Here is an 8,261-nt window from a genome sequence, read left to right on the forward strand (position 1 = left end):
TGACTATCAACTACTAACCGATTTATTTCGGGCTGCAAAGGTACGGTTAATTATCGTAACCAAAGCTTTTTAGGTAGTTCTTTTTACTTCTCCAGTCTGGAATTACCTTTACAAACATTTCCAGAAAAACTTTATTATCCAAAAATTTCTCAATTTCTATGCGGGCTTCGGTACCAACTTTTTTTAGCATGCTGCCTGCTGTACCGATAAGGATATTTTTTTGAGAATCTCTTTCAACTACAATTTCGGCAGTAATTCTTATCATGGAACCTTTTCCATTTTTCATTTCTTCTTCCTTAAAGCTTTTAACAATAACTTCTGTGCTATAAGGAATTTCTTTTTGATAATTAAGGAAGATTTTTTCGCGGATAATTTCAGAAACGAAGAAACGTTCTGAGCGATCTGTATATTCTTCTTTATCATAATATGGTGGATGTTCAGGCAGCATTTCTAAAACTCTTTCTAATAATCCGTCTACATTATGTTTGTGCAAAGCAGAAATTGCATAAATAGAAACGGGGTTTAGCTTTTCCTGCCAGTAAGCAATCTTCTCATCAACCTGTTCTTGCAAAGCTTTATCGATCTTGTTTATCAGTACAATTGTTGGGATGTTTCTGTTAATGATTTTCTCCAAAACATCCTCTTCATCATGGGCTTCGTTAATGTCGGTTACGAACAAAAGTACGTCTGCATCGGTTAAAGATCCGTTAACAAAGCTCATCATACTCTCTTGCAAACTATATTTTGGCTTAATTATACCTGGTGTATCAGAGAAAACTATCTGATAATCATCTTCATTTACAATGCCTAAAATGCGGTGTCTGGTGGTTTGAGCTTTAGGCGTAATGATGCTAAGTCGCTCGCCCACAAGCACATTCATGAGTGTTGATTTACCAACATTTGGCTTGCCTATTATACTAACAAAACCTGCTTTATGCGTCATTAAAATATTTATTAAAAAAAATTTGCAGCACAAAGAAACGAATTATATCTTTGCATTCCAATTCGGAAATAGAGTTAAGGATTTAATTCAATAGAAAAAACGAGTTGTATAGAGTGCGGGGTGGAGCAGTTGGTAGCTCGTCGGGCTCATAACCCGAAGGTCGCACGTTCGAGTCGTGTCCCCGCTACAAATTGAATTACGATTGTAGATTTACGAATTTAGATTGCATATAAATCGTAAATACAAAATTGTAAATCGTAAATCAAAATGGCCCGTTCGTCTAGGGGTGAGGACGCCAGATTTTCATTCTGGAAACAGGGGTTCGATTCCCCTACGGGCTACGAACCGCCTTTATTAAGTTTGGCAGGTTTATAATCAGTTTCAGTACTGTAAACAGTGAGGGTTGGTATTCCCTAAAAATACAACATAATGCGGGGTGGAGCAGTTGGTAGCTCGTCGGGCTCATAACCCGAAGGTCGCACGTTCGAGTCGTGTCCCCGCTACCAAATTGAAATACGATTGTAGATTGACGAATTTAGATTACTTGTAAATCGTAAGTCCAAAATTGTAATTCGTGTATCAAAATGGCCCGCTCGTCTACCGGTTAGGACGCCAGATTTTCATTCTGGAAATAGGGGTTCGATTCCCCTGCGGGCTACAAACATCAACATCAAATGATTACAAAAACCTGTAAATCAAACATTTGCAGGTTTTTTTTGACATCGAAAACCTGTTTGATTGTGTTTCAAAACGATCTGTCTTTGAATATGGTAAATCAAGTGATGTATTCCTTATAATTATTTTTGGTGATTGTTCGTTTTTATACTGCTTTCTATTTCTGATATTATTTGATTCTTTTACCTGATTAAATCACATCTACCACCACGGATATGGCATGTTAGCGCCGGATCTTCAGGGACGTAATTCTTACAATGTATAATTATCTATCAAACTTCAACTTTACTTATTTCTAATTTTATGTGCACTTATAACCTCTAACAAAAAAGCAACCTTGGTTGCTTTTTTGTTAATTTTTATTCCAATCTGGTGGTAGCCACCCTTTCTGGGGTTGATCTGTTTGAATATGGGTATTTGAAGTTAACCCTTTCTCCGCTTCTTCTTTGATGAGTTGATAATAGGCAGGGTTTTGATCTTTAAATATTTCATCTCCATCCAACATATAAGCACTCATAAAGTTAGACTTGGCTTTGTCTAGATTGTCTTCTTCGAAATAAACCTGACCGATAGAAAACCAGATATATGGATTACCCGTTCCATCGGGGCTCATTAATGCTTTTTGATAGGCATCCATTGCTTCATTTAACTTTTGTTTGTTGAACAGAGCATCACCCAGCGCAACATATAACCACGTGGCAGCTTCCCAGTCAGTTTTAGGTTCAGGTAACAAATCTAAAGCCTCATTGTACTGGTTTATAGCGGATGTGAATTGCTCCTTTTCTGCGTAATCATCTCCTCTTTCTGAAAGGGTAGTAATCTTATCGTATATTTCGTCTGGTAATTCCATAATATTGATTTAAGAGGTGATTTTTTTTCAATTGGTCTCTTATTTAATATATTTATCTGGGTTTTTAACAAATCTAAAAATTCAGGAGGCTCTTTCAATACACTACCATTGCTTAATTTATCTGCATTCTTGAATTTTTCAAAAGCATCCTCATCTTTTTCTTCAAAAAAGCAAGCTCACCAAGATATAGATCAATCATCTCTTGGTGTGTTTCTTTATATAAATAGATATATTTCCACTTTGTGGCTAGGTCAAAATTTTTAACTTACATCCATCATAGATATGGCTAAAAGGGTTCTATCAGTTATCTTCGGGAAGTTTGTCCCACTCATTATCTAAATGTGTTAGCTCCTTTAATAGGACTGTATCGTTTTCAAGAGCATATTGATCAATATGGTCAAATAGTTCAAAAATTTTTTCGTTTACATCCATGTTCATTGTATAATTAGATTATAAAGGAGGAAGATGTACTTTTCTACCCATTTGACATTTCTTCTCTCTGAAAACGTAGTAATCTTTACGCACATTTAATCTGGTAATTTCATGGTAGCTATTTCATGTATTTTTCAGGATTGCGGTAAAAATCAAGGTATTTTGGGTCTTCGTCTTGAAACTCCCTCCCTTTAGACTTTTCATAAGCATCATTAAAATAGTGCTTGGCGGTTTCAAAATTTCCTTCTTCAAAATATATTTTACCAAGTATCATCTCATTACCTCCTGTATTTGACCCTTTTCTATTTTTTGATAAAATATCTGCCCATTTTTTTGCCTTTTCGAAATCTTTAAAATACATATATTCATTAATCATCATCAGCGCAATAATACTAGTTTCGGATGTGATATATTTTTCATCTGGAAGATTATCCCATTCTTTCTCCATGAACTCTAATGACATTTTCTTAGATGAATTATCCATTTTTTGATATCCATCTGCAAGATTCAATATTTCAAATATTTTTTCTTCAATCATAATTTTATTTTTTTAATGGGTTTAAATAAGTTTCTCCAATTTGAGCACCTTGGGATCGGTTAATAGAATAATGATCCAATTTGTAATTTTTAGAATTAAGCATCCAATCTCTTACCTCTTTAGATTTAGCGCCATAATTTCTCCCAGTTTTGTTCCACCAACTTACCGCATCAGTTTGATGAGCCATATCTGCTTTGCTAATGTCATGCCAATCGCCTTTAGAATCTTTAAATATTTTTTGCCCATTAGGCAATTCTCTTGCCGTAGGAGGTACTTCACTTTTCATTCTTTCAAAAACCTCACGTCCGGTTTTAGAATTTTTGCCAGGAGTACGACCCAAATATTGAAGCCTTTTACTAACTTTTTTTATAGTTTCTTTAATGCACATGCCTTTCGCACCATTATGCACCAACACTTTAATGTTGCCTACGTGGAAAGTCTCAAAGTCTTCTACTTCAAAGTTATAAACTTTTGTCTTTTTACTACTTATTGAAGTCTCAGAATTACTGTTTTCGATAACATAATCTACATTAATGACCGTCTCTTCCTTATTGCTAAACAACATCACTTTATCTCCGGCTTCAAGTGCACCAGCATCTACCCACTCCCCGTCGCTGTAAAAAGGGTGCGTTGGTGTGGTATCAATTATTTCCCCGCCAATGTTAAGCCTAACCAGTACATCTGTTTCACTTTCGATAATCCTAGAAACCTTTTTTAATGCGTATTCGCCTGTATTCTCGCTCCAGGCCCAAATTTCCTCTTCCGGTTTAATGTCTTCTATATTTTTTAAATCGTCTTTAACAGCTACGGGCGTACCTGCAGGAAAACAAGCGAAAACACAAAGCTTACCTCTTGTTAAACTTTTTAAGCTTAGCTTTTCTATCTGTTTGGCTGCTTGTTTAGCTGCAGCTTCAAGGGCTTCTTTGCTTAGTTTTTTGGCAACTTGTTTTGCACCAGCTTTTACAGCTTGTTTAATGCCAACCTTAGCAACCGTACTGCCTGCAAGCGAAGCACCACCGGTAAATGGGGCACCAGCAACACCAACAACATCTAAGGCAAGGAAACCAACATCCAATAATGCCATTCCCCAATTCCCCTCACTAACATTTTTAACCAAACTTACAATTGGTCCAACTATTGGAACACAATCCACAACAAATTCTCCGGCTTTTTTCCACCAGGGTTTATTTTTCTCTTCCTGCTCTTTATCGTATGCTTTTTGAGCATCATCACGCATGCCATTTAACTCGTCTTCTTCTTCAGGTGATAAAGGGATTTGTCCGCTGGTTAAAAACTCAATTTTGCCACCAACACCACAATTCATGCAGCTTTTTCCTATTAGTGTTTGGGCACCTTTAATTTTTACCGGATAAGTGTCCTGCCACTCCGTACTCGAAGGCACACATGGTTTTTGTGTTTTTTTACAAACGATAAAAGTCGGGATATTGGTTATCGAAATTTTATCAATTTTAGTAGAAACCAGGCAACTGTTGATTTTTGTGGTTGCGTTATAAGTAGGCGTAAACAATCCTGGTACACTTCCTTCGGTGCACTGGATCATGGCTTTGGCGGTGATATACTCTAACTCTTCCATAAAAGATACAAATTAAGTGATATCGGTATCTGCTGAACTCATTCGGATGGTAGAACCACCAACCACAACAATATCTGTTCCAGTGGTAATATTTTCAGTTCCTGCCAGTACACTTGCCGAAGCATCGCTACTACTCAGGCTTACATCGGTTTTACCTGTAATTGCAACGCCCATAGTGGTTGCGTCAATGGTAATACCCTCTGTATCAGCTGTTGCTGCAATTGTTTTCTTTGCACTTATGGCTATTGTTCCTTCGCCACCTCCTTGCTCGCCCGGTTGTGCGTTAATCGCAATACTATTGCTTGCGTTTACAATAAAATCTTTGGTATTAATGGTAAATGAATTAGGCGCAGTTAGCGTAACCTGCCCATTGCCATGCATGGTAATTACATTACCGCTTGGATCTTTAACATTAATACTACCATCGCTATCGTTCATGATGATGGTATTTCCACTTCTAGTAGTTAATGATTTGGTTTTGTTGGTATCGCCACCACCCGAACCCGATTTGCCATGAAAGACACTACCTAATACAATCGGTCGGGCCACATTCCCTTCTTCAAAAGCAATAACCACCTGGTCGCCAGCTTCGGGAACAAAAGAAAAGCCTCTGTTTTTACTTACCTTATCGCTGCTTCCGGCATCGGGTGTAATTACCCGCAGCCATTCTGTTACATCATTAGTTAAACATTCCCACTTAAATTTCACTTTAACACGACCTTGCCCTTTCGGATCTGCATTATCTACCACATCCGCCAGTTGCATATCAGGGCTTGGCTTAGTAAAATTTTTAACTAAAATACGTTCGGTTGTAGCCACAATACCTTCGAAGGTATTGTAGTATTTTCCTGTGCCATCTATATTATGGTTAATATTGGTGATTAAAAATTTGCCTAAACTTTCGGTATCAAAAGAGAGTTCTTTTCTGATGCTCATGGTAATTTCGGCAATACTAGCTACTCCAAGCGATGCATTATCGCCACTAGCTGTAACTTTTAATAGTTCACTAATATTTGCCTTTTCTTCATTATCTACATGCCTTTTAATATCGATACTATTATCAACCCGAATTAATGAGGGCTGATTATATATTTTACTATATGTTGTATTGGAAGCCTGGATAGCGTGATCCAAATCTGGAGAACCGTTCGCTGTAGCAGCACTTTCACTGTGCAGCATCTCATCCTGTTTTGGGTTATAAGCAAAGCGTTTGTTTTTTATAGGCGCAATTTCCATGGCATATTGTAGGTTTTGTACGTCACGACCATAAAAAAGGGCTATTTCCTTCTGCTCATCTGGTTTACCAAAATTCAACTGCTTACCATCATAAAAAAACCACTCGTGGTACTCTCCTGATAGACGATTAAGAAAATCAAAATCACTTTCTCTATATTGTATTAAATAATCAATGGTTGCTTTTCTGGAAGCTTTTGCTACAATTTTAAGGTCGTTTTGTGGAACATCTGAAGTTGCAAGACCTACAATTGCATTTAAATCTTTATTTAAATAAGAGCCCAAATCAGGACCACGATCGATTAGAATGGTTGGGCTGTAGCCGCTCACAATCAAAACGCCATGATAGCCATGGCTCTGAGCCAATTCTACCTTAGTTACCAAACCGGCAAACTCTTGTAAGTTACTCAAATCATAGCCAAATGAAGCGGAAAGGGTTTTGCCTACAAAATCACGACTATCATTTAAGCTGATCATTCCTGGTGCACCCATTTGATCATGATTAAACCGCAATTCGAAATAATGATGATCATTAAATTGTTGCTGCAGATTGAATGAAGCAAAATGCGTTATGGCCTTATCTTCGATGTTAATTTCGGTTATTAATTTCTTTTCCATATCAACTCAATAATAGTTTATGACTACCTGAACATTCCATCACGAAAGGTTAAAACGTTTCTTTTTCCATTAGAAACAGATTCGTTTTTGTTTCGTTAACCTCGGGATAGTTGATGGTTTTATCTTTAGGATTATATTTCATGGCCAATTGGGCCGCAACTTCTCTTTATAATCACCTTCTTTAAGATCGGTAGAAGCAAACAATTGATTTTTAACGGCTTTACCCAGTTTAAACAATGGCTTCTCAATGCTAAATTCTGGATGATTGATTACTAATGTATGGCTTACGCTATAGGGTTCCGTTCCGCTCATTTGGCCATACCCCGTAAAGAGATATGTTTTTTGAGGAGCAGTATTTAAACTGTATATATGTTCAAAAAATGGAGTTGGGCTCCCTTCATCGTCTTTATCTTTATAAAGATTGTTAAATGAGATTGCGGTAAGTACATTATTTTCTTTTTTATACTGAACAATGTTCTGCACATGCCACATAGAGCCCGAGTAGGGCGAAAGCCAGTAAAATACCTTAAGCTTTTTATCATCGGCAATTAATATATTAATCTTATATGCTTTTAACCTGGCAAAATCATTTTCAAAAGCATTAGGCTTTTCGAGCGCACTGATGAGTCCTTTAATAAAAATTTCTTCAGCTTCGGTATTCCCATCATTAAGATAACTTTCTCTTGAGGCAAGCATTTTAGCCGCTAATTTTTCAAGTGAATCTGTTTCAGTGGGCCCAATGCTTTTATTATCTTGTATAAGAGAATCAGCCTTATATGCTTTACTTTGTCTTTCATCTTCATGTTTTGAACTGTATGAAAAAAATAGAAATACCAGAGAAAAAAATAAAATGCCTGCTATTTTCATACTATTGCCTTGGTATATTGATTAATCCCACTACTTTCAGAGAAAACACTATTATCTAAAAATGTTCTGCTAAAAAAACTGTTCCCGATTTTCGGATTTCTTTTAAGGAAAAAATCATCAGGCTCGGTTACAAAGCAAATACTGCGAAAATTGTATTCCGTTAAGTTTAATAATTTATTCTTAACTGCGGTATATCTCGATTTGTTATTTAAGATTTTATCGTCAACAATCTGGCTAATCTCAACAGATTTTACTTGAGAAATTGTGCAAGAATTAAACAGCTTAATGTATTTTAAATCGGTAGCCATAATTAGCTCATTATATTACTCTAAAAAAGTTATTAGTGCCAGCTTTGCAGCCAGCAACTAATAACAAATGGAATAATTAAGCCTTTGGCCAATCATTTTCGTGTTCTGCGTTGCCGAGCTTTAGCTTACGAGCAGATACCACAAAACTTAATGTCATTGGTGTATTGTCGTTTACCGCAATACCCTCGTTATATTGAATGATG

The 8,261-nt window shown here is 36.5% G+C and carries 9 protein-coding genes and 4 tRNA genes; 4 read left to right on the top strand and 9 right to left on the bottom strand.

Annotation, left to right across the window (positions count from 1 at the left end; translation table 11 throughout):
* Positions 1-46: 46 nt before the first annotated feature.
* Positions 47-943 carry a GTPase Era gene (gene era / locus IEV50_RS16410; protein WP_188416395.1) on the bottom strand — a complete coding sequence of 299 codons (897 nt, stop codon included), beginning with the start codon at positions 941-943 and terminating at the stop codon, positions 47-49.
* Between the two features lie 114 nt (positions 944-1,057).
* On the opposite strand from era, the gene IEV50_RS16415 reads away from it, so the two are divergent.
* The 4 genes from IEV50_RS16415 (at position 1,058) to IEV50_RS16430 (ending at position 1,601) form a co-directional block, all read left to right on the top strand.
* Positions 1,058-1,130: transfer RNA gene (locus IEV50_RS16415), tRNA-Met, on the top strand.
* Positions 1,131-1,212: 82 nt separating this feature from the next.
* Positions 1,213-1,284, top strand: a tRNA-Glu gene (locus IEV50_RS16420).
* 89 nt (positions 1,285-1,373) lie between these two features.
* Positions 1,374-1,449 (top strand) — tRNA-Met (locus IEV50_RS16425).
* An 80-nt stretch (positions 1,450-1,529) separates the two neighbouring features.
* Positions 1,530-1,601, top strand: a tRNA-Glu gene (locus IEV50_RS16430).
* A gap of 369 nt (positions 1,602-1,970) precedes the next feature.
* On the opposite strand, the gene IEV50_RS16435 is transcribed toward IEV50_RS16430, so the two are convergent.
* The 8 genes from IEV50_RS16435 to tssD form a co-directional block, all read right to left on the bottom strand.
* A complete protein-coding gene (locus tag IEV50_RS16435) occupies positions 1,971-2,468 on the bottom strand; it encodes a tetratricopeptide repeat protein (RefSeq protein WP_188416396.1) in 498 nt (165 codons plus the stop codon).
* Between the two features lie 300 nt (positions 2,469-2,768).
* The gene (locus IEV50_RS19785; RefSeq protein ID WP_262890416.1) at positions 2,769-2,900 is read right to left on the bottom strand and encodes a hypothetical protein; all 132 of its coding nucleotides are present in this window, start codon (positions 2,898-2,900) and stop codon (positions 2,769-2,771) included.
* Between the two features lie 118 nt (positions 2,901-3,018).
* A complete protein-coding gene (locus tag IEV50_RS16440; protein WP_188416397.1) occupies positions 3,019-3,438 on the bottom strand; it encodes a hypothetical protein in 420 nt (139 codons plus the stop codon).
* A 4-nt stretch (positions 3,439-3,442) separates the two neighbouring features.
* Positions 3,443-5,032, bottom strand: a complete 1,590-nt coding sequence (locus tag IEV50_RS16445) for a polymorphic toxin-type HINT domain-containing protein (protein ID WP_229746772.1) — start codon at positions 5,030-5,032, stop codon at positions 3,443-3,445.
* 12 nt (positions 5,033-5,044) lie between these two features.
* On the bottom strand, positions 5,045-6,883 hold the full coding sequence (locus tag IEV50_RS16450; RefSeq protein ID WP_188416398.1) for a type VI secretion system Vgr family protein: 1,839 nt from the start codon (positions 6,881-6,883) through the stop codon (positions 5,045-5,047).
* 138 nt (positions 6,884-7,021) lie between these two features.
* On the bottom strand, positions 7,022-7,750 hold the full coding sequence (locus tag IEV50_RS16455; RefSeq protein WP_188416399.1) for a hypothetical protein: 729 nt from the start codon (positions 7,748-7,750) through the stop codon (positions 7,022-7,024).
* The gene (locus tag IEV50_RS16460) at positions 7,747-8,058 is read right to left on the bottom strand and encodes a hypothetical protein (protein ID WP_188416400.1); all 312 of its coding nucleotides are present in this window, start codon (positions 8,056-8,058) and stop codon (positions 7,747-7,749) included. Before IEV50_RS16460 ends, IEV50_RS16455 begins: the two co-directional genes overlap by 4 nt.
* 76 nt (positions 8,059-8,134) lie before the next feature.
* Positions 8,135-8,260 (bottom strand): type VI secretion system tube protein TssD, encoded by a 126-nt coding sequence (tssD, locus tag IEV50_RS19790; RefSeq protein WP_308785483.1) that lies wholly within the window; start codon positions 8,258-8,260, stop codon positions 8,135-8,137.
* Position 8,261 lies beyond the last annotated feature (1 nt).

Origin of the sequence: Pedobacter mendelii (genome assembly GCF_014635725.1) — a bacterium.
GTDB lineage: Bacteria > Bacteroidota > Bacteroidia > Sphingobacteriales > Sphingobacteriaceae > Pedobacter > Pedobacter mendelii.